The sequence below is a fragment of the Protofrankia symbiont of Coriaria myrtifolia genome (genome assembly GCF_900634755.1).
GTDB classification, from domain to species: domain Bacteria; phylum Actinomycetota; class Actinomycetes; order Frankiales; family Frankiaceae; genus Protofrankia; species Protofrankia coriariae.
Map to the genome: position 1 here is coordinate 31,108 of NZ_CAAAFS010000312.1, position 18,414 is coordinate 49,521.

An 18,414-nucleotide genomic window follows, 5' to 3' on the forward strand; every position below is an offset into this window, starting at 1 on the left:
CCAGGTATTCCGAGGGCGGCGGATATCCCGAAACGGCCTACCGGGACGGCGGACGCGACCGCGGCGAGCACACCGCGGCCCAGCACGACAGGGCGGAACGGGGCACGACCGGGCAGAGCGGGGCGGAGCGGGACGCCGGCGGCCAGGACGCCCCGGCGTCGTCCCCCCCGTCCCTGCTCGTCGACACCGCCGAACTCGAGCGGCTGGTGAACGGCTCGCACCACGATCCGCATCACATCCTCGGCGCCCATCCCCACGGCGACTGGACGATCGTGCGGGCCCTGCGGCCGGACGCGGTGGGCGTGGTCGTCATCACCGAGAACGAGCGGTTCGAGTGCACCCGGCTGCACACGGCCGGGGTGTTCGCCGTGGCGCTGCCGACCGGCGCCGTCCCCGGCTACCGGCTGGAGGTCCAGTACTGCGACGCCACGCACGTCGTCGACGACCCCTACCGCCACCTGCCCACCCTCGGGGAGATGGACCTCCACCTCATCGGTGAGGGCCGCCACGAACAGCTGTGGAAGGCACTCGGCGCACGGGTGCGCCGCTACCCGGACAGCACCGGCACAGCCGAGGTCAGCGGGGTCGGTTTCGCCGTGTGGGCGCCGAACGCCCGCGGGGTGCGGGTGGTCGGCGACTTCGACTTCTGGGACGGCCGGGCCTACCCGATGCGCTCGCTGGGAGCGACCGGCGTCTGGGAGCTGTTCGTACCCGGCATCGGCGCCGGCTGCCGGTACAAGTACGAGATCCTCGGCTTCGACGGTGTCTGGCGGCAGAAGGCCGACCCGCTCGCGCTGCACACCGAGAACCCGCCGGCCACGGCGAGCGTCGTCTTCGAGTCCGACTACACCTGGAGTGACGAGGCGTGGCTGGCGCGGCGCAGGCGCACCGCGTGGCACGCCATGCCGATCTCGGTCTACGAGGTGCACCTGGGTTCCTGGCGCCGAGGGCTGTCGTACCGCCAACTCGCCACCGAGCTCGTCGCCCACGTGCGGGAGATGGGCTTCACCCACGTCGAGTTGCTGCCCGTGGCCGAGCATCCCTTCGGTGGTTCGTGGGGCTACCAGGTGTCGGCCTACTACGCCCCGACGTCGCGGTTCGGCGACCCCGACGACTTCCGCTACCTCGTCGACCAGCTCCACCAGGCCGGCATCGGTGTGATCGTCGACTGGGTGCCGGCGCACTTCCCCCGGGACGTCTGGGCGCTGGGCCGCTTCGACGGCACCCCGCTGTACGAGCACCCCGACCCCCGCCGCGGCGAACAGCCCGACTGGGGGACGTACGTGTTCGACTTCGGGCGTCCCGAGGTGCGCAACTTCCTGGTCGCGAACGCGGTGTACTGGTTCGAGGAGTTCCACATCGACGGGCTGCGGGTGGACGCCGTCGCCTCCATGCTCTACCTGGACTACTCCAGGGCCGAGGGCGAGTGGATCCCCAACATCCACGGTGGCCGGGAGAACCTGGACGCGGTGTCGTTCCTGCAGGAGACCAACGCCACGGTCTACCGGCGCGTCCCGGGGGTGATGATGATCGCCGAGGAGTCGACGGCCTGGCCGGGGGTGACCCGCCCGACGCATCTGGGGGGTCTGGGCTTCGGTTTCAAGTGGAACATGGGCTGGATGCACGACACGCTCGACTACCTCTCCCGGGCGCCGGTGTTCCGCGTGTACCACCACCATCAGATGACCTTCTCCATGATGTACGCGTACTCGGAGAACTTCGTCCTCCCGCTCAGCCACGACGAGGTGGTGCACGGGAAGGGCTCGCTGCTGCGCAAGATGCCCGGTGACCGCTGGCAGCAGCTGGCCAACCTGCGCGCGCTCTACGGCTACATGTGGGCGCACCCGGGCAAGCAGCTGCTGTTCATGGGCGGGGAGTTCGCCCAGGAGGCCGAGTGGTCCGAGGCCCGGTCGCTGGACTGGTGGCACCTGGACGACCCGGACCACCGGGGTGTGGCCACGCTGCTGAAGGACCTCAACGGTGCCTACCGGGCCACCCCCGCCCTCTGGGAACGAGACATCTCCCCGGAGGGGTTCTCCTGGATCGACGCGAACGACGCCGAGAACAACGTGTTCTCGTTCCTGCGGTGGGCCTCCACCGGCCCGGCTGGCGGCCCGGCTGGCGGTGCCGCGACGGGCGGGCGGGTAATCGCCTGCGTCACCAACTTCTCCGGTGTCCCCCACACCGGCTACCAGCTCGGGCTGCCGTTCGCCGGCCGCTGGCGTGAGCTCATCAACACCGACGCCACCGAGTACGCCGGCAGCGGGCTGGGGAACCTGGGTTCCGTGCTCGCTGTGGAGGCCGCCCGCCACAACCAGCCGGCGTCGGTGACGCTCACCCTGCCCGCCCTGAGCACCCTGTGGCTGTGCTACGAGGGCGCCGCCCAGAACTGACCAGCTGACGGGGCACGGGCCAGCCGGAAACGGGCCAACCGGGACCGACCAGCCGGCCGGACGCCCCGTGCTGCCGGCCCGGCGAGGCTCGCCGGGCCGGTCAGGGGCGCTCGACCAGATGGAACCAGGTGGAAAACGCCTAGAACGCCGGGAGCAGAACCCCGGAAAATGCCTAGAACAGGGCGGCGGCGAGGGCTCGGCGGGCCGGGGCGACCGCCGGCTCGCCGTCCCCCAGCGCCTGGAACAGGTCGACAAGGTGGGCCCGGACGCGCTCCCGCTCGTCGCCGGTGGTCCGCCGGACGACGCCGACCAGCCGGGTCAGGCCTGTCTCGATCTCGCCCTTGGCGACCAGGACGTCGGCCAGCATGATGGCCGCCTCGACGTCGTCGGGGTCGGCCGCCAGCCGGGCGCGCAACGCGGTCGCGTCGATCGTCGCCACCCGCTGGAAGAGCTCGACACGGGAAAGCCCCAGCACCGCGTCCTGGTCACCGGGGGCCTCGGCGAGCCGGGCGCGGTAGGCCGCCGCGGCGGCGTCGAGGTCACCGCGGGCGAGCGCCTCCTGCGCGGCGGCATGGTGCGGGTCGGCGGCGGCCGCGTCCGGCCCGCTGGGCAGGCCGTCGGTGGCCTCGTCGACGAGCGCGAGCAGCTGGTCGAGCCAGGCCCGCACCTCGCGTTCGGGCAGGGCGCCGGTGAACTCGCCGATGATCCGCCCACCGATGATCGCCTTGACCGCGGGAATGCCCTGGACGGCCGCGGCCTGGGCGAGCTGCGGGTTCGCGTCCACATCGATCTTGGCGAGGACCCAGCGTCCACCGTCGGCTTCCGCCAGCCGCTCGAGGATGGGGCTGAGCTGCTTGCACGGGCCGCACCAGCTGGCCCAGAAGTCGACCACCACCGGGACCTGCATGGACCGCTGCAGGACCTCCGTGGCGAACGTGGCCTCGCTGACGTCCACGACGACGGGTTGCGCCGGGGCGCCCGGGCCCGCCTGGGCGGTTCGCGCCGCACCCGCGGCGGTGGCCGCCGGCCGGGTGGGCGCGGGCTTGGGGTCAAGCGGGACCGCGCCGGCGAAGCGGAGGCCGGCGAGTTCGTCAGAAAGCCGTGGATCTGAGGGCGAGGCGTTTCGCGATCTGGCGGGCCCTGGTCCTGACGATCGGGGCCCGGACGACATGGGTGACCTCCGTGGCATGACTCCATCGTTGCATCCGAGCAGCGAAACCGGACAGCGCCTCGGTGTACCGGGCGCCCACGGCCGGTCGGCATCGCGCCTCCGGCCAGCCCGCAACCAGCTCGGCAGCCATCACGGACCAGACGAAATCCGTCCAACCCGGCCAGGTTGGCCAACCTGGCCGGGCAGCGGTCACTGTTGGGTCACTGTTGGGCCAGGCGCCGTTCGATCGAGGCGACCTTGGCGTGTATCGCGTCGGTGACCCCCTGGCGGATGTCGGCCTTGAGTACCAGGCTCACCCGTCCGGACCTCGCGCCCACGGCCTCGACCGCCCGGCGCACGACGTCGATGACCTCGTCCCACTCCCCCTCGACCGTCGTGAACATCGCCGACGTCTCGTTGGGCAGGCCGCTGGCGCGGACCACCCGCACCGCCTCGGCGACCAGGTCGCCGACGTCCTCGCCGGTGCCGATCGGGGTCACGCTGAACGCTACGAGCATGGTTCAAGATCTACCATGGCTGCCACCACCTTCGTGCCGGTATCGGTGAGCCTGCCGGGATTGGTGAGTGTGCCAGCATTGGCGACGACCAGCCGCCGGATGCTACCTTCTGTGCAGGTTCCATCCCTGGGACGGCATAAACGGACACTCGACCAAACCCGAGACAACGCTCTTCGACGGCACGCCCTACTATTGCCCGCCGTGGAGTGGACGATGCGCAATGACCGGGATGACGAGGCACGGGACGACGAGGCATAGGTGGTTCCACGGACCCTCCTCGACGCGCTGACAAGCCTGGTCGTACTCGTCGGCGCGGACGGCCGCGTGCTCGACGCGGGCGCGGCCGCGAGGACCTTTCTCGGCGAACGGCTGGCCGGGACGATCCATCTACGGGACCTGATCGACGTGGTGGAGCCGTCCTCGCGGGTCCGGCTGCGCGATGTCGTACCCCGGGCGCTCAGCCGTACCGGCCAGTGGCGCGGAACCGTCGATCTCGTCGACACCGCGGGCAACCCGGCGCCCTATCTAGTGTCGGTACGGGCCGATCCCGACGGCGGCTTCGTGATCGCCGCCCAGGACACCGAGGACATCCGGGCCCGGGAGGCGGCCGAACGGGAGTCCCGGGCGAAGGACGAGTTCGTCGCCCGGCTCGGCCACGAGCTGCGCACCCCCCTCAACGCGGTCCTCGGCTTCGCCCAGCTGCTGGAGCTCGAGCCGCTGGCGCCGGAGCTGCACGACGACGTCGAACGGATCATCACCGGTGGCCGGCATATGCAGGCCCTCATCGACGACGTGCTCGACCTCGCCCGGCTGCGGGCCGGGCGAGGGGACATCAACAAGGGGCCCGTCAACGTCCTGGAGATCGTTCAGGGCGTCGTCGAGCTGGTCGAGCCGCTGGCCGCGCAGCGCGGGATCCGGCGGGTCATCTCACCGGCCGAACCCCTGGTCGCCGACGCCGACCGGCGGCGGCTGTGGCAGGTCCTGCTCAACCTGGTCGGCAACGCCCTGAAGTACGGCCGTGAGGGCGGCACCGTCCGCGTCGGGATCGTGCCCGTCACCGGGGGCCGGGTGCGGATCGAGGTCGAGGACGACGGCAACGGCCTGCCCCCCGAGGCCATGAACAGGCTGTTCCGGCCGTTTGAACGGCTCGGAGCCGAACGGAGCGGCGTCGAGGGTAGTGGGCTGGGGCTGGCGCTGTCCCACGCCCTGGTCACGGCCATGGGCGGTGTTCTCACCGCGGCCAGCCGCTACCGGGTGGGCAGCGTGTTCGCCGTGGTCCTGGACACCATCGACGTCCGTTTCGACGACGCCTACGGCGACCCGGACGACGATGACGGGTTCGCGCCGGTGCCGGCCGTCACGGACCGGCCGTCGGCGGGATCAGTGCCGGGGACGGAGCCGGTCGACAGCCGCCTGCGGGTCGTGCACGTCAGCGGTGACCCGGCGACCCGGGCGATGGTCACCCATGTGCTGCGCAGCTCGCTGGGAGCGGACACGGTCTGCGTCCCGCGCGCCGCCCTCGCGCTGGACGCCGTGCGGCGCTCCCGGCCGGCGCTGGTGCTGCTGGACCGGATCCTGCCCGACGCGCCGGTCGAGGAACTGCTGCGGGTGCTCGCGGCGGACGCCACCGCCGGGCAGGTCCCCGCTGTCGTCCTCACCACGGACGACGACCCGCGGGATCTGACCAAGCTGCGGCAGGCCGGCGCGGTAGGTGTCGTCGGCGCGCCCCTCGACGTCAACGCGGTGATCGCGGCGGCCGGCCACCTGGCGGTGCGCAACGGCGGACGGCGCCAGGCCGCACACCAGTAGCGCCGGCCCGGCACCCGGGCCGGCCGGCCCGGCGGGAACCGGCCGAATCAGCCGATGATCGCTCCGGTACCGGCCGTCCCGCCGCTGGTCGCCCCGCGGCCGGTCACACCGGCGATCACGCGCTCGGCGGCCGTGTAGGGGTCGAGCGCGCCCGCGACGACCTCGCCCGCGAGCGCGTCCAGCAGGGTCGCGTCCCGCAGGCCGCCCATGCGGGCCCGCAGCTCGGTGAGGGCGATCTGTTCGATCTCGTCGGCGGCCCGCCGACGCCGGCGGGCGTTCAGCACACCCTGCTGGAGCATCCACGCACGGTGTTCGGCGATCGCGTCCACGATCTCGTCGACACCCTCCGCACGGGACGCGACGGTCCTGACCACCGGCGGCTGCCACCGCTGGTCGCCGGCCGGCCCGGCCAGGGCGATCATGTGTTTGAGCTCCCGGTAGGTGTGCTCCGCGCCGTCCCGGTCGGCCTTGTTGACCACGAACACGTCGGCGATCTCCAGGATGCCGGCCTTGGCCGCCTGGACGCCGTCGCCCATCCCCGGTGCCAGCAGCACCAGCGTGGTGTCGGCCAGCGAGGCGATGTCGACCTCGGCCTGGCCCACCCCCACCGTCTCGACGAGCACCACGTCGAAGCCGGCCGCGTCCAGCACGCGCAGCGCCTGCGGGGTCGCCCAGGACAGCCCACCGAGATGCCCTCGGGAGGCCAGCGAGCGGATGTAGACGCCGGGGTCGGTGGCGTGCTGCTGCATGCGCACCCGGTCCCCGAGCAGCGCGCCGCCGCTGAACGGGGACGACGGGTCGATGGCCAGGACGCCGACCCGCAGGTCACGGGCGCGGAACGCGCCGACAAGAGCGGACGTCGAGGTCGACTTGCCCACCCCGGGGGAGCCGGTGAGGCCGATCACCTGCGCCCGCCCGGCGCGTGGCGCCAGCAGGGTCATGATCTCCCGCAGCTGCGGGGAGGCGTCCTCCACCAGGGAGATCAGCCGGGCGAGCGCCCGTGGGGAGCCGGCAACGGCGGCGTCCACCAGGTCGGCCGGGGCGACGGAGCGCGTCCGGACCGGCCCGGGCGCCGGGAGCGCCACCGGGGTCGAGCTCACGCCGGGACGCGCAGCACGAGCGCGTCGCCCTGACCACCACCACCGCACAGGCCGGCAGCACCGATACCGCCGCCCCGGCGACGCAGCTCGTAGGCGAGCGTGAGGGCGATCCGGGTACCGGACATGCCGACCGGGTGCCCGAGCGCTATCGCGCCCCCGTTGACGTTGGTGACCTCCGGGCCGATACCGAGATCGCGCATGGACTGGACGCCCACCGCCGCGAACGCCTCGTTGATCTCGTAGAGGTCCACGTCCGCGGGGGTCAGCCCCTCCTTGCGCAACGCCGCCAGGATCGCGTTCGACGGCTGGGAGTGCAGGGACGGGTCCGGGCCGGCGACGAAACCGTGGTGGCCGACCTCGGCGAGCACGGGCAGGCCGAGCTCGGCCGCCTTGGCCCGGCTGGTGACCACGACGGCCGCGGCACCGTCGGAGATCTGCGACGCCGAACCGGCCGTGATCGTGCCGTCGGCGGCGAAGGCGGGACGCAGCTTCGCCAGCGAGTCGGCGGTGGTCTCACCGCGAACGCCCTCGTCCTGGCTGATCAGTATCGGGTCGCCGCGGCGCTGCGGCACCTCGACCGGGACGATCTCCTCGTCGAACAGGCCGTTCTTGATCGCGGCGGCGGCCCGCTGGTGCGACCGGGCGGAGAACTCGTCCTGCTCGGCCCGGCCGATACCCCGCGTCGAGTTGCCCCGCTCGGTGCCCTCCCCCATCGCCACCTGGTCGAACGCACAGGTCAGAGCGTCGTGTGCGGTTGCGTCCACCAGCTCGGCGCTGCCGTAGCGGACGCCCGCGCGCAGGGACCGCAACAGGTGCGGGCCGTGTGTCATCGACTCCATCCCACCGGCGACGACGATGTCGAACTCGCCGCTGGCGATGTAGGTGTCGGCCAGCGCGATCGCGTCCAGGCCGGAGAGGCAGACCTTGTTCACGGTGAGCGCGGGAACGCTCAGCGGGATTCCGCCCCTGGCCGCCGCCTGCCGGGAGGTGATCTGACCCTGACCCGCCTGGATCACATGCCCAACGATCACGTAATCGACCTGGTCGCCACTGATCCCGGCCCGTGACAACGCGGCTTTGATCGCGAACCCACCCAGCTCGACGGCGGAGAAGTTCTTCAGCGAACCGGACAGTTTGCCGATCGGCGTCCGCGCACCGGCCACGATGACGGAACCAGGCATGAGTGGGCCTCCCGCAGGTACGACAGCGTCTTTGGTAACCATAACGTGATCATGGCTAACATGCCGGACCAGCAGGGGCGACCCGCGTATCCGCGCCGGTGGCGGTCAGGTGTGGCAGCATCCCGGAACGATCCCAGGAGGATGGGCCGGCATGTCGGCGAGACTTCCGCGCTCCCCACATCTCCTTCGTCCACGCCACCGCGACGATCACGGTAATCATAATGATCATGAAAATCCTGGCAACCGCAACGACCACGAAAGAGAGGCAGAGACCGCGATGTTCACCAGAATCGACCATGTCGGCATCGCCGTCCGTGACCTGGAGAAGTCCATCTCCTGGTACGAGACGACGTTCGGCCTCACGGTAGCGTCCCAGGAGATCAACGAGGAACAGGGGGTGCGTGAAGCCATGCTGTTCGTCGCCGACGGCCCCGCGGGCAGCTCCTATGTACAGCTGCTGGAGCCGATCCGACCGGACTCGCCGGTCGGCAAGTTCCTCGCCCGCAACGGCGAGGGAGTCCATCACATCGGCTACGGCGTCGACGATGTCGAGAATGCGCTGGCCTCGATCGGCGCCACGGGGGTCCGGCTGGTCGACAAACGACCCCGGCACGGCTCCATGGGCGCCAGCATCGCCTTCCTGCACCCGAAGGACACCGGCGGCGTCCTCACCGAGCTGGTCCAGGCCGCCAAACGCTGATCCCCCACACCGGCCCAGCCGGTGGCCTCACCTGGTGACCCCGACCGGCGAACTGGCGGCTCCAGACGATGGCCCCGACCAACGGATCTCGCGGGCCCTTCCCCGGCGGCTTCCCGCCGACCAGCGCCACAGCTCCCGCTGTCGACCATCACTGGTGTCAGCCGTCACCAGATGACCGAAAATCCCGAAAACGACGGCCGAGTGGTCCGAGAACCACCGACAACGACCCCCACGGAACAAAATACCCCGGAAGGGCCTGAAGGATGTGGATCCGCCGCTGTTCGGACAACACCGGATCCACATCCTTTTTCGCCCCCGACCACCACCACCCACATTTTTCCCGCGGCCACCGTCCCCGGATTTTCGCAAAGCGGACACACCGCAAGGTCCTTACTTTTCTGGATCATCACCAGATGATCCAGAAACCACCCTCGACGGCCAACCCCAGAGAGTAGGGGTCCCCGGATTTTCGCAAAGCGGAAATCCGGGGCTAAACCCCGCAGCCGGCGGTGAAGGGCGACGCGGTCGTGTTCAGGTCCACCGTTGAGGACGTAGGTGAGCCGACCGCCTGGAAGCTCTCGCCGGACAGACGCCACGTCGTGTACGTGACCGAGTACGTCCGGTCGCTGGCGGCGTTGCCGGTGGCGTTGCCAGTGGCAACGACCACGGTCCCGGGCGTTGGGCCGTCGCAGGTGAAGCCATCACCGTGGGTGCCCGAGAGACCTGCCGACAGCGGCAGCGGCGACCCGCTCACCTGCCGTAGCTGTCTGGCCGCGATCAGTTTGATCACGGTGAACGTCCTGGTGTCGGCGTTACCAGCGGTCTGGACGATCAGCTCACCGTAGCCGTCGGCGTCAATGTCGATGATCGATATGGTCGGCGGCGACACCACCTCCGACAGCGCCAGCGTGGCCGGCCCGAACCGGCTGAGCGTGACCATGAGGGTGTTGCCAGACAGTTGCGTCGTGTCGTCCGTGCCGTCGCCGTCGACATCGCCCTTTTTCGCCGGCCGGGACACCGGCTGCGGCAGGGGCGGGGAGTTGATGTTGCTGGGCGAGACGCTGGGCCGCCCGGCCGTCGCGCTCGGGGACGGCAGCGGGCTGATTTCCGTGACCGGCGAGGTGGACAGCGACGAGGGCTGCGCGGTGATGGTCCCGCGGACCGGGCCGCCTCCGCCGCCGCCGCCGTGGGCGGCCGACGAGGTCGGGGTGCGTGCGGCCGTCGCGCCGGCCGTCTGCGTCAACGGCGGCGCGGCCGGTTCGACCAGGGTGGTGGAGTCGCGGGGCTCGCTCACCACGTAGGCGACACCGATCACGCCCGCCAGCGCCAGCCCGCCGAAGGCCGCGGCCGGCACCCGCATCCGGCGCCGGCGCAGCGCCCCGGCGCGGATCCGCGCGTACGCGTCCGGCGACGTCTGCAGTGGTTCGACCGCCTCGGCAAGGCGCCGGCGTAGCTCGTCGGGTTCGAGCCCGGTCACCGCAGGCCCTCCAGCTTGCTACCCAGCGCGGCCAGCCCGCGGGACGTGTACGCCTTCACCGATCCGACGCTGCAGCGCATGACCGCCGCGGTATCCGCCTCGGAAAGATCGGCATAGTAGCGCAGGACCACCGCCTCCCGCTGACGGCGCGGCAGCTCGCGCAGGGCCTGCACGACGGCGGCCCGCTCGACCAGGGCGTAGGCGCCCTCCTCCGCGCTGGCCGCGTGCGGCATCGGCTTGGGCGCGTGCTTGAGGGCCACCAGCCGGCGCCGCAGCGTCGAACGCGCGAGGTTGACGACGGTCTGCCGCAGGTAGGCGAGCGCTTTCTCGCGGTCCTGCAGACGGCCCCAGGCCGCGTGCACACGGATGTAGGCGTCCTGGACGACCTCCTCGCACAGGCCGAGATCGTCGAGCAGGAGAGCGGCGAGACGGACAAGCGACCGGTAATGTTCCGAGTACAAAACGGTGAGAGCGGTGTCGGCGTCCCGTGCGACCTCGCTACGGGCGGCGTCGCTCCGCGCAGGCACGGGCCGCCACCCCTCCACGACTGTCATGGGCGCGGTCACAACAGATCAGACGCGCTCCCACCCCCAATGGTTGCTCTCATCTCACGTTGTATCGCTTCCGGCCCCTACGCACACCCCTAACTGGACGACTACTAGGCATACCCGCCGGTAGCATCTTGGCCCACGTCACACATGACGCATGGGAGGTCGATCGTGAAGGAAATTGCTGAGGCGATTCTTGCCGGTGACACCCCCCGGAAGGAGTTCGCGGACCTTCGCATACCCGAGCGCTACCGGGCGGCGGTGGTCCGCAAGGCGGACGTCAACATCTTCGCCGGACTCACCTCCCAGGAGAAGGACCCCCGACGTGCCCTGTACGTCGACGAGGTCGCCACTCCCGAGCTCGGCCCGGGCGAGGCGCTGGTCGCGGTCATGGCCTCCGCGATCAACTACAACACCGTGTGGACGTCGATCTTCGAACCGCTCCCGACGTTCGGCTTCCTGGAGCGCTACGGCCGGGTCTCCCCGCTCGGCAAACGCCACGACCTGCCGTACCACGTAGTCGGCTCCGACCTCGCCGGAGTCGTCCTGCGCGCCGGCCCCGGGGTGCACGCCTGGGCGCCCGGCGACGAGGTGGTGGCCCACTGCCTGTCGGTCGAGCTGGAGCGTCCCGAGGGCCACGACGACACGATGCTCGACCCGGAGCAGCGCATCTGGGGCTTCGAGACCAACTTCGGGGGGCTGGCCGAGCTCGCCCTGGTCAAGGCGAACCAGCTCATGCCGAAACCCGCGCATCTGACCTGGGAGGAGGCCGCCTCCCCCGGCCTGGTGAACTCCACCGCCTACCGCCAGCTGGTGTCACGCAACGGCGCGAACATGAAGCAGGGCGACGTGGTGCTGATCTGGGGTGCCAGCGGCGGTCTCGGCTCCTATGCCACGCAGATGGCACTCAACGGCGGCGCGATCCCGGTCTGTGTCGTCTCCTCCGCTCACAAGGCCGAGATCGTCCGCCGGATGGGTGCCGAGCTGGTGATCGACCGGGCCGCGGAGGGCTACCGGTTCTGGAAGGACGAACACAACCAGGACCCGAAGGAATGGCAGCGGTTCGGCCGGAGGATCCGGGAGCTCACCGGCGGCGAGGACCCCGACATCGTCTTCGAGCATCCCGGACGGGAGACCTTCGGCGCCTCCGTCTACGTCGCCCGGCGCGGCGGGACGATCGTGACCTGTGCCTCCACCAGCGGTTTCATGCACTCCTATGACAACCGCTACCTGTGGATGAACCTCAAGCGCGTGGTCGGGTCGCATTTCGCGAACTACCGCGAGGCATGGGAGGCCAACCGGCTGATCGCCAAGGGCCTGATCCATCCGACCCTCTCCCGGGTGTATCCGCTGACCGAGACCGGGCAGGCCGCCTACGACGTCCACCGCAACCTCCACCAGGGCAAGGTCGGGGTGCTCTGCCTCGCCCCCGCGGAAGGCCTCGGCGTCCGCGACCAGGCGACACGCGAACGTCACCTCACCCAGATCAACCGCTTCCGCGGGGTGTAGGGGTATTGGATGCCGGGTACCCGCAACGCCGGGTTTCTCGAGCACAAACCTGGCGATCGGCGCATTTTCCGGGAGACTCGATGTACGTCGGTTCACCGGCCCCGAGGAGGTCAACCATGACAGTGGTCTGGCACGCTGATGTCCCATGACCGAACAAACCGATCTCATCCCGATGTCCGGCGGTGGGGATGCCTCGCCGGAGTTCGATCTGGTTCGTCGCGGCTACGACCCGCATCAGGTCCGGGCGCACGTCAACTGGCTTGTCGAACAGTTGCGGGAAGCCGAGTCGCATCGGGCCGCGGCCGAGGCCGCGGCTTCGGAGGCCGCCACCGAGGCCGCCACGCTGCGTGATGATCTGGCCGCCAACCGGCCGGCCTGGGAGGAGTTCGGCGAGCGGATCACCAAGATCCTCCAGCTTGCCGAGGAAGAGGCCGCCGTCGTCCGCGCCGAACGGACTCGGGAAGCCGAGGTCGCGCTGGAGGAGGCCCAGCAGACCCACGCCGACGCGCAGCGCACCCGCGAACGAACGGTCCGGGAGGCCGAGACAAAGGCTCAGGAGACCATCGCTACCGCGGAGGCGCAGGCACAGCGGATCGTCGCCGACGCCCGTGAGGCAGCCGAAACGGCCGAGAACGACTCGCGGCGTCGGCTGGCCGACCTCGGTCGGCAACGCGACCAGGTGACCGCCCAGCTCGGTCAGTTGCGCGACCGGCTGGCCGCGGCGATGGCCCCCCTGGACCTCAGCGTGGATCCGGAGCCGGCGGACGCCGAACGGCCCACGGCCGTCCGCTCCTGACCCCGCCCCTGCCCTGGGGGCACGGGCCCGCGGCCGTACGCGGACCGGGATCGCGAGCCGGGCCGGATCAGCCGCCCGGCCGCGACCGGCCCGGCGGATTCCGGCGGCCGCGGTGGGTCCAGCAGATCGTGTGCCAGTGCCTGCGGTCAGCGACCTGGTCGTCAGGCCAGCACACCACGTGCGGGGTGGCCGGGACTATCTCCTGCTCACAGCCGGGGCAGCGGTAGTGCTTCCACGCGGCCGCGCCGCTGACCCGACGGACGACCCAGTCGCCGTCCGGATGCTGTTCGGTCGTCTCGGATCCGACGATTACGGGTGCCCGCGGCGTCTGTGCCCGCCCCTGCGCTCGCGCCCGCCGGGACCGGCTCCGGGTCATTGTGGGTGCGTCGCCGACGTCCGGTCGACGACCTCACCTTCGATGACCCGATGTGGGTCCGCCCCGCCCGCCGGATGACGCCGGGAAACACCGATCCGGTTGGCGGTCGACGTGGCGATCGTCTTCACCAGCTTCGCCTTCCGGAGCACCCCCCGCGGCGACGAGAAGGCCGCGGAGGCACCCAGCAGAAGCTGGAAGGCCCGGTCGCTGCCGCGCCAGTGCTCCCGCAGCACGGCCTCACCCGCGCCGATCTCCAGCCTGCGGAACGCGAAGGCCACGATCGCGACATCGTCGAGCTGGCCCACCAACGGGATCAGGTTCGTCAGCCGGTTCTTCGGGGACAGCAAATACGCCAGCGCCCCGGCCGCCTCAAGCTTGGCCGACTGGGAGACTCGCGGATCGGCCAGGACCTTCCTGAGCATCACCACGAAGTCGGGCACGAACGTCACGATCTCGCGGCCCAGATCCCGGGCGGCATCCTTGTCCAGCTTGTCCAGCGGGATCATCGCGGCATCCTCCGGAGGTGGCAACGGGAGCCGGCGTGTCGGTGACGAATCACGCCGTACGGCGCCATCGTAGGCGACGGTGCCGACACCCCAGCCGCCCAACGACCGGCATGCCTGATCAGTGGATCCGGAACCCGCGGCGGGTCTTGCGGCCGAGATAACCCGCTCTGACAAGGTGTTCGAGCAGCGGAGCCGGAGCGTGGCCAGGCTCCCGGAACTCCTGGTACAGAGCGCGCTGGATGGCAAGCGTCACATCCAGGCCAACGACGTCGACGAGCGCGAACGGCCCCATCGGATGCCCGCAGCCAACCGTCATCGCCGTGTCGATGGCGTCGATGTCCGCGTAGTGGTCCGCCAGCATCTTCACCGCGTCGTTGAGGTAGGGGAACAGCAGGGCGTTGACGATGAAACCGGCCCGGTCGCCACAGCGCACCGGATGCTTGCCCACCGCCCGCGCCACCTCGAAGGCCGTGGCGGTGACGTCGTCCGCGGTCAGGACGGTGGGCACGATCTCCACCAGCCGCATCACCTGCGCCGGGTTGAACCAGTGCATCCCCACCACGTCCCGCGGGCGGGCGGTGGCGGCCGCGCACTCGATCACCGGCAGGGACGACGTGGTCGTCGCCAGCACCGCCCCGGGGCGCACCACCGCGTCGAGGGCCGCGAACAGGGCACGCTTGACCGCGAGGTCCTCCACGATCGCCTCGATGACGAGGTCGCAGCCGGCGAGGGCGGCCAGGTCGGTGCTGCCCCGCACCCGGGACAGGGCGGCGGCCCGGTCGTCCAGGGAGATCTTCCCCTTCTCGACGCCCCGCTCGAGCGAGCTTTCCAGCTTCTTGCGGACAGCGGCGACCTTCTCCTCGCCGCGGGCGTGGAACACCACGTCGTAGCCGTACCGGGCGCAGACCTCGACGATCCCGGCGGCCATCGTCCCGCTGCCGACGATGCCCGCCGTGCGCACCGGCCGGGGCGTGGCACCGGTCACGGTGCCAGCCGTGGTAGCGGCCGCCGGCACCACGTCGACGATCTCGGACGTGTCGGGGGCGGCGTAGGTGTAGAAGCCACGCCCGGTCTTGCGGCCGAGCATCCCGGCCGCGACCAGCTGCCGCAGCAGCGGCGCCGGAGCGTGCAGGTGGTCGTGGGAGGTGCGGTGGATCGAGTCCAGGATCTCGTAGGCCGAGTCGAGCCCGATCAGGTCGAGCAGCGCGAGCGGGCCGATCGGATGCCCGCAGCCCAGACGCATGGCCGCGTCGATGTCCTCACGGGTGGCGTAGTGCGCCTCCAGCATCCCCACGGCGCTGTTGAGGTAGCCGAACAGCAGGGCGTCGACGATGAAACCGGCCCGGTCCGCGGCGATCACCGCGGTCTTGCCGACCTTCGTGACGAGGGCTTCGACGTCCGCCAGCACGGTGGCGTCGGTGACGACCGTACGGACGATCTCGACCAGCCCCATGACCGGTGCCGGGTTGAACCAGTGGGTGCCGACGACCCGGGACGACCGGGAGGTCCCGGTGGCCAGTTCGGTGATGGACAGCGAGCTGGTGTTCGTCGCGATGATGGTCCCGGACGGGCACAGTGCGTCCAGGTCGGCGAGGACGGCCCGCTTGTCCTCGAGCCGCTCGGGCACCGCCTCGATGACCAGCCGGCAGTCCGCCACCGCCGACAGGTCGGTGCCGGCGCGGATCCGGGTGAACAGCGCGTCCCGGTCGGCTCCGGTCAGCTTGCCGCCGTCGACCGCCCGGTCGGTCGAGTGGCGGATCCGGCCGAGCCCCCGTGCCAGCGCCCTGTCGTCGTGTTCGACGCCCACCACCTCGATACCGGCGCGCGCCAGCACCTCGGCGATTCCCGCGCCCATGGTGCCGAGCCCCACCACGCCGACCCTCGTGAAGTCCCCAGCCATCCCGGACCGCCCCTCTCGTCGTCGCTGTCGTCGTTGTGCCCACCAGCGACGCGCGGATACTCCACCAGGTCCTCGGCACGCGGCCCCACAACCACCACTTCACGTCGCATCAGCCCGAAAATCGTATAATTATTATGAAATCGGGCGATCGGGTAACCGGCTTCGGCCGGGAACGGAACGCTCGGCCGGGCCCCGGGCGAGAGCGGGTCGTCGAGAGCGGATTATGTAGGGATCAGGTCGACGATGTCGTCGTGCAGCTTGGCCAGACCTTGGTTGAAACTCGCCAGACGCCCGTTGTGCGTTCGGGCGAGATACGCGAGATATGCGTCCGTCACCTGTCGATGCCCGATAACTCCCGTCATCGACACAGCGCTGTATGAAACTTCGTCCGGCCAGAACTCATGGCGGGAGTCACCGGCTATCGCCGACACGACCGCCGTTGCCGTCTGCGCCGACTGGCCTTCACGTATGAGCAGGCGCACCAGGCTGCCCTCGGTTATCGGGCAGGTCGCGAAGCGGCCGGCGGTGCCGGCAAGCCATGCTTCGGCCGCGTCGTGGTGGACGTGATCGGTGACAATGAGTGTGATCAGTACGTTGGCGTCCAGGAGAGTGGCCACTGGTCGTCGTCCATGGCGCGGACGTCCTCGCTCGTGATGACGGTGCCGAGACGCACCACCGGGAGGCCGGTCCGTTCGCTGCGGGACACCTCCGCCGCTCCACTCTGCCCCAGCCCACGACGTATGAGGTCGGCAACCGTGTCGCTCAGGGTCCGTCGGGTGCCCCTGGCAATCGACAGCGCCTGCCGATGAAGATCATCAGAAAGGTCGATCGTCGTACGCAGTCATCATTGCATCAGCTCATCACGATGCTGGTCGTGAACGTCCGCTCTCCGACAGAGCCAGGCGCTCCACCCGGCACCTGGCACGTTACCACCAGTCACGGCACGAAAGAGAGGGGTTCGAAGGATGTGAATGCGGTGCTGTTATCGCGGCAGCGGATTCACATCCTTCGACTTTCGCCCGCGCCGCCGCGCCGGAATCGGGCCGTCCAGCGCGAAAGAGGGTCAGAACAGGGTGGGGATGGCGGGGGCCAGGCCACGCAGGGCGTCGTAGTCGACGGTGACGCAGGCCAGGCCGCGGTCCGCGGCGAGCAGGCGGGCCTGTGGGGTGATCGACTGGGCCACCAGGATGCCGCGTACCGGGTGCGGCAGGAAAGGATCGTCCTGCAGCCGGGCGAGATAGCGAGTGAGCTGTTCGACGCCATCGATCTCGCCTTTGCGTTTCACCTCGACCGCGACGCTGGCGCCGTCGGGATCCCGGCAGAGCAGGTCGACCGGGCCGATGCCGGTCTCGTACTCGCGGCGTACCAGGGTGAGGCCCTCCTGGATCGCGTCCGGCCGATCGGCGAGCAGGACCTGCAGGTGTGCCTCGACGCCGTCCTTCTGCAGGCCGGGATCCACGCCGAGCTCGTGCGAGGAGTCGTGCAGGATCTCCTCGATGGTGATGACGAGCTGCTCGTCCGCGCGGTTGGTCACCTGCCAGACGCCGTCCGCCTCGGCTATCGCACAGGGCGGGCTCATCCAGTTCAGCGGCTTGTAGGCCCGCCCGTCCGCGTGGATGGACACCGATCCGTCAGCCTTCACCAGCAGCAGGCGGACGGCGCTGGGCAAGTGTGCCGTCAGTCGGCCCACATAGTCGACGCTGCACCGGGCTATCACAAGACGCACGGTTGCGCACCTTACCGCGTGCCAGCCCCAGGCGGTCCAGGGTGGGGCGGTCCGGCGTCGGGCGCACCAGCGTCGGGCGCACCGGGGGCGGGTGGTCGCGAATCCTGGGCGTCCTCGTGGATGGCTGTCAGCTCCCAGCGGGTCAGTTGCGGCAGGGCCCACCACAGCGCGACGAAGAACGCCGCGGTCGCCGAGCAGATCAGGACGGTGGCGAGCGGGCCCATCAGCACGTCGACGACGAGCAGGACGGCGCCGTTGATCCCCGCGCCCAGCATGACCAGCCCGGCCAGCGCCATGGTGTTGGCCGCGGCGACCAGCCGGGCGCGGGCACCCCGGCGGAACATGATCCGGTGGTAGGCCACCGGGCCGATCAGCAGCGCGGACGCGGCGGCGACCAGCAGCAGCGTGGCCAGGTAGAGCGCCCGTTGGAAGTCGGTGACCTGGTTCCAGCGCTGGGTGAAGGGGAGGGTCAGCAGGAAGGCGAAGAGGATCTGCACGCCGGCCTGCGCCACCCGGATCTCCTGAAGCAGTTCGCTCCAGTTCCGCTCCAGCCGCCTGGCCCGCGGCTCCGGAGCATCCTCCAGCGGGACGTCCTCCCATGGCGCTCTGTTCCGCGGGGCACTGCCCCGCGGGGCGCCGCTCTGTGAGGCACTGTCCTGCGGGGCACCGCACCGCGGAACACCGCCCGGCGAAGCGCCGCTCTGTGGAGCGCTGTCCTGTGGGGC

Annotated in this window: 17 protein-coding genes; 5 read left to right on the plus strand and 12 right to left on the minus strand. The window is 70.5% G+C overall.

All coding sequences use genetic code 11. From position 1 onward, the window contains the following. The first annotated feature begins 173 nt into the window (after positions 1-173). On the plus strand, positions 174-2,393 hold the full coding sequence (gene glgB / locus CM1CMNOD_RS17760; RefSeq protein ID WP_131774094.1) for a 1,4-alpha-glucan branching protein GlgB: 2,220 nt from the start codon (positions 174-176) through the stop codon (positions 2,391-2,393). A gap of 172 nt (positions 2,394-2,565) precedes the next feature. Here the strand turns inward: glgB and CM1CMNOD_RS17765 are convergent, their stop codons facing one another. After that, positions 2,566-3,564 carry a tetratricopeptide repeat protein gene (locus CM1CMNOD_RS17765; protein ID WP_013874974.1) on the minus strand — a complete coding sequence of 333 codons (999 nt, stop codon included), beginning with the start codon at positions 3,562-3,564 and terminating at the stop codon, positions 2,566-2,568. A gap of 200 nt (positions 3,565-3,764) precedes the next feature. Beyond that, a complete protein-coding gene (locus CM1CMNOD_RS17770) occupies positions 3,765-4,061 on the minus strand; it encodes an MTH1187 family thiamine-binding protein (protein WP_013874975.1) in 297 nt (98 codons plus the stop codon). 258 nt (positions 4,062-4,319) lie between these two features. On the opposite strand from CM1CMNOD_RS17770, the gene CM1CMNOD_RS17775 reads away from it, so the two are divergent. Further along, positions 4,320-5,870 (plus strand): hybrid sensor histidine kinase/response regulator, encoded by a 1,551-nt coding sequence (locus CM1CMNOD_RS17775; RefSeq protein WP_013874976.1) that lies wholly within the window; start codon positions 4,320-4,322, stop codon positions 5,868-5,870. A 47-nt stretch (positions 5,871-5,917) separates the two neighbouring features. Here CM1CMNOD_RS17775 and meaB read toward each other — a convergent pair whose 3' ends face one another. After that, entirely contained in the window at positions 5,918-6,955 is a 1,038-nt protein-coding gene (gene meaB, locus CM1CMNOD_RS17780) for a methylmalonyl Co-A mutase-associated GTPase MeaB (RefSeq protein ID WP_013874977.1), read from the minus strand. A gap of 11 nt (positions 6,956-6,966) precedes the next feature. Next, positions 6,967-8,151 carry an acetyl-CoA C-acetyltransferase gene (locus CM1CMNOD_RS17785; protein WP_013874978.1) on the minus strand — a complete coding sequence of 395 codons (1,185 nt, stop codon included), beginning with the start codon at positions 8,149-8,151 and terminating at the stop codon, positions 6,967-6,969. A 277-nt stretch (positions 8,152-8,428) separates the two neighbouring features. Between CM1CMNOD_RS17785 and mce the strand changes: the two genes are divergently transcribed. Further along, positions 8,429-8,851 (plus strand): methylmalonyl-CoA epimerase, encoded by a 423-nt coding sequence (gene mce, locus CM1CMNOD_RS17790; protein WP_043603994.1) that lies wholly within the window; start codon positions 8,429-8,431, stop codon positions 8,849-8,851. A 490-nt stretch (positions 8,852-9,341) separates the two neighbouring features. Here the strand turns inward: mce and CM1CMNOD_RS17795 are convergent, their stop codons facing one another. Together CM1CMNOD_RS17795 and CM1CMNOD_RS17800 are read right to left on the minus strand one after the other, a co-directional pair. Continuing rightward, positions 9,342-10,328, minus strand: coding sequence for a hypothetical protein (locus tag CM1CMNOD_RS17795; protein ID WP_013874980.1), 987 nt, complete (start codon positions 10,326-10,328; stop codon positions 9,342-9,344). Next, positions 10,325-10,855, minus strand: coding sequence for a SigE family RNA polymerase sigma factor (locus tag CM1CMNOD_RS17800; RefSeq protein WP_013874981.1), 531 nt, complete (start codon positions 10,853-10,855; stop codon positions 10,325-10,327). The genes CM1CMNOD_RS17795 and CM1CMNOD_RS17800 overlap by 4 nt, the downstream gene beginning before the upstream one ends. A 192-nt stretch (positions 10,856-11,047) precedes the next feature. On the opposite strand from CM1CMNOD_RS17800, the gene ccrA reads away from it, so the two are divergent. Next, positions 11,048-12,385 carry a crotonyl-CoA carboxylase/reductase gene (gene ccrA / locus CM1CMNOD_RS17805; RefSeq protein ID WP_013874982.1) on the plus strand — a complete coding sequence of 446 codons (1,338 nt, stop codon included), beginning with the start codon at positions 11,048-11,050 and terminating at the stop codon, positions 12,383-12,385. 145 nt (positions 12,386-12,530) lie between these two features. After that, positions 12,531-13,181 carry a sugar-binding protein gene (locus CM1CMNOD_RS17810; protein ID WP_013874983.1) on the plus strand — a complete coding sequence of 217 codons (651 nt, stop codon included), beginning with the start codon at positions 12,531-12,533 and terminating at the stop codon, positions 13,179-13,181. Positions 13,182-13,553: 372 nt separating this feature from the next. Here CM1CMNOD_RS17810 and CM1CMNOD_RS17820 read toward each other — a convergent pair whose 3' ends face one another. The 6 genes from CM1CMNOD_RS17820 to CM1CMNOD_RS22555 form a co-directional block, all read right to left on the minus strand. Then, positions 13,554-14,054, minus strand: a complete 501-nt coding sequence (locus tag CM1CMNOD_RS17820; RefSeq protein ID WP_131772831.1) for a YkvA family protein — start codon at positions 14,052-14,054, stop codon at positions 13,554-13,556. Positions 14,055-14,181: 127 nt separating this feature from the next. Further along, positions 14,182-15,963 (minus strand): 3-hydroxyacyl-CoA dehydrogenase family protein, encoded by a 1,782-nt coding sequence (locus tag CM1CMNOD_RS17825; RefSeq protein ID WP_013874986.1) that lies wholly within the window; start codon positions 15,961-15,963, stop codon positions 14,182-14,184. 221 nt (positions 15,964-16,184) lie between these two features. Further along, positions 16,185-16,580, minus strand: coding sequence for a TA system VapC family ribonuclease toxin (locus CM1CMNOD_RS17830; RefSeq protein ID WP_013874987.1), 396 nt, complete (start codon positions 16,578-16,580; stop codon positions 16,185-16,187). Then, on the minus strand, positions 16,550-16,804 hold the full coding sequence (locus CM1CMNOD_RS24190) for a hypothetical protein (protein ID WP_013874988.1): 255 nt from the start codon (positions 16,802-16,804) through the stop codon (positions 16,550-16,552). The genes CM1CMNOD_RS17830 and CM1CMNOD_RS24190 overlap by 31 nt, the downstream gene beginning before the upstream one ends. A 222-nt stretch (positions 16,805-17,026) precedes the next feature. Next, the gene (gene nucS, locus CM1CMNOD_RS17840; protein WP_013874989.1) at positions 17,027-17,689 is read right to left on the minus strand and encodes an endonuclease NucS; all 663 of its coding nucleotides are present in this window, start codon (positions 17,687-17,689) and stop codon (positions 17,027-17,029) included. An 11-nt stretch (positions 17,690-17,700) separates the two neighbouring features. After that, on the minus strand, positions 17,701-18,414 hold a 714-nt coding region (locus tag CM1CMNOD_RS22555), incomplete at its 5' end, for a DUF6328 family protein (protein ID WP_207387506.1).